Genomic DNA, 2,706 nt, shown 5'->3' with positions numbered 1-2,706 from the left:
CACCCAGGACCGCGGTCAGAGGCCGGGCGTATCCTCGGGTGACCCACACGAGACCAGGAGCACAGCGCGCCAGTGAGCACCCCGCGGAACGACGTCCCGAAGCACTCCGACACCCCGGACCGCCCCGGCGCGTCCGCACCGCGACCCGCTCCGAAGCAGCGCACCACGCGCCCCTCCGCCCGCGGCACGGCGCCCCGACGCGGCGCGAAGGTCGCCGGGGCCGCACGGTCCACCGTCCGCCGACAGGCCCCGGTCCCCCAGCCGCAGCGGATCAGCGCCTACCGCCGCTGGTTCTCGACGCTGCACCCCTCGCTGCAGTTGATCGGCCTGCAGCTCTGGATGCCACTGTTCTTCATCGTCGGCTTCTGCCTCTGCTACGTCTTCGCGTTCCACGCCCCGCACCCGCACGACGTGCCCGTCGCGCTCATCGGCAGCGACCCCGGCCTCATCGCAGCGGTACAGAAGGCCCTGCCGGGCGAGTTCGTCTTCCACACGTACGACTCGTTGGTGGCGGCGAAGCGGGACGTGCTCGCCGGCTCGATGGCCGTCGCGTACGACCCGTCCACGAACGAGTTCTTCAAGGCCAGCGCGCACCAGTTCCAGGTCGCGAGCCTCGTCCCCGCCACACTGACCGCCGTGCTCACGGCCATCGGCGTCGCCACCCCGAAGGTCACCGAGCTCGCCGCGCTGCCCGCGTACGACGAGTACGGCACCGTCCCGATGTACGTGATGCTCGCCTGGTGCATCGGCGGCTACATGGTCGCCATGTTCATCGGCATCATGGGCGGCCCGCTGCGCCACCGCACCCGGATGACGGTCATCGTCGTCGGCGGTCTCGTCATCTCGCTGATCACGAACACGCTCGCCGGTCCCGTCGTGGGCGCCATCCACGGGCACTGGATCGAACTCGTGCTCATCGCGTGGGGCTGGATCGTCGCGATCGGCCTGGCGGTCAACGGCCTGAGCTACTTCGTCGGCCGGTTCATCGCCGCACCCGCGATGATCTGCTTCGTCTTCCTGTCGATGCCGTCATCCGGTGGCGCCTACCCGAAGTGGTTCATGCCGGAGCCGTTCGCCTGGCTCAACAACGTCGTCGTCGGCTCGAGCATGGTCGACATGATCAAGCACCAGGTCTACGGCGTCGGCCCCGGCCCCGCCCGCGGCCTGATCACGATGGCCTGCTACGCCGGCGCCGGTCTGGTGCTCATGTACTTCGGCAAGATGTGGTGGGAGCGCCGTCGCATCCGCGCGATCGTCACGGGCCGCACCACCATGTTCCAGGACGCCCAGAACGCCAACCGCGAGTTCCTCGGCCAGCAGCGCGACATCGAGCTCGAGCGCCACGGGCTGTCCTCCACCGAGACCGGCACGCTGCAGGTCCTCCGCGACGAGGACTGGCAGGACGACCGCGCCGGCGGCGACGTCTTCACCGGCGGCCGCGACGGCCTCGAGAACGAGCCGCTCACGACAGGACGCATCCCCGTGGTCCGGCAGACGGACCGGCAGGCGGGGAGCAACCGGACGGGAGGCCCTGGTGCAGGCCCACGCACCCGCCCGGTCCCACGGACCGACGGCTCCGGCACCCCGGCCGAGCCCGCCAGCACGTCCCACAGTCGGCACGCGGCGCGCTGAACACCGCGGCGCCCGGCGGTATCCTGGGCCGATCATGACCCGTACCGCCTGGCACCGCCTCCTCGTCACGCTCGTCGTCGTCCTGCTCGCGCTCACCGCGGCGCTCTGGATCTCGAGCGTCGTCCTGGCCCCGGCGGACGGCCGCGACACCGCCGGGCTCTTCGTCGGCTGGGCGATGTTCGCGCTCGTCGGCGCGATCGTGGTCGGCATCGTCGACTTCTTCGTCCGCCCGCTCGGCGGCCGGAGCGGGGATGCCGACGTCATGGCCGAGGCCGAGGACGCCCGCACGGGCAGCACCCGCACGCGCTGACGCACGGCGCGCGCCCGCGCGGGGTCCCCCTCGGTCAGCCGAGCTGCTCGCGGATCGCCTCGGCGAGACCCGCGACGTACGGTTCGCGCAGCACCGAGCTGTGTTCCGCGTGGACCCGGACCTCGTCGACCCGTCCAGACAGGAACGGCGCCCAGCGCTTGGCGCCGGACTCGTTGCCGTCGGCCAGCACGAGGGTCACGGGACCCGCGTAGACCTGCGGGCGGTGCCGGCGCGACACGACGACGGCGTGGTCGAAGAACGCGCGGAACTGCTGCTGCCCCTGCCAGCGGAACATCCCGGCACCGTAGGCACGGGTCCGCCGGCCGATCTGCCCGAACGGCGCGAGGACGCGCTCGCGGAGGAACTCGGTCCGGTCAGCGACGGCAGCGCGGAGGCCGGTGGGCGCCACGTCCGACGGGTTGCTGAGGTCGAGTTCGCCGAACTCGACGGCGTTCGACTGCTCGGCGGCCTGGTCGGGCAGGAACGTGTCGACGAGGACGACCCGTCGGACCTCCTGGCCGGCGGTCGCGAGGATCGACGCCATCTCGAGCGCGACGAGCCCGCCGAAGGAGTGGCCGGCGAGCGTGTACGGTCCGCGGGGCTGCACCACCCGCATGAGCTCGATGTACCGGCGGGCCATCGCGGGGATGCTCCAGTCGGGGACGGAGCGGCGCTCGAGGCCGTGCTGCTGGAACGCGTACACGGGCCGGTCGTCCAGCTGTCGGGTCAGCGGTGCGAAGGTGAGGGCGAGCGCCCCGGCCCCG

Annotated in this window: 3 protein-coding genes; 2 read left to right on the top strand and 1 reads right to left on the bottom strand. The window is 72.1% G+C overall.

Features of this window, described 5'->3' with window-relative positions:
- Positions 1-72: 72 nt before the first annotated feature.
- The gene (locus BIU98_RS07710; protein ID WP_071274333.1) at positions 73-1,632 is read left to right on the top strand and encodes an ABC transporter permease; all 1,560 of its coding nucleotides are present in this window, start codon (positions 73-75) and stop codon (positions 1,630-1,632) included.
- 34 nt (positions 1,633-1,666) lie between these two features.
- Positions 1,667-1,942, top strand: coding sequence for a hypothetical protein (locus tag BIU98_RS07705; protein WP_071274329.1), 276 nt, complete (start codon positions 1,667-1,669; stop codon positions 1,940-1,942).
- Between the two features lie 34 nt (positions 1,943-1,976).
- Here BIU98_RS07705 and BIU98_RS07700 read toward each other — a convergent pair.
- Positions 1,977-2,706 (bottom strand): alpha/beta fold hydrolase (locus BIU98_RS07700; RefSeq protein WP_175481317.1); only part of this gene is annotated, 730 nt, incomplete at its 5' end.

This window comes from Curtobacterium sp. MMLR14_010 (assembly GCF_001865015.1).
Classification (GTDB): Bacteria; Actinomycetota; Actinomycetes; order Actinomycetales; family Microbacteriaceae; genus Curtobacterium.
Note: the sequence above shows the minus strand (reverse complement) of the source record. Positions and strands in the feature narration are given on the sequence as shown.

Coding starts and splice junctions, on each gene's coding strand:
- BIU98_RS07705 (WP_071274329.1), top strand. CDS start 1,667: ATGACCCGTACCGCCTGGCACCGCCTCCTCGTCACGCTCGTCGTCGTC.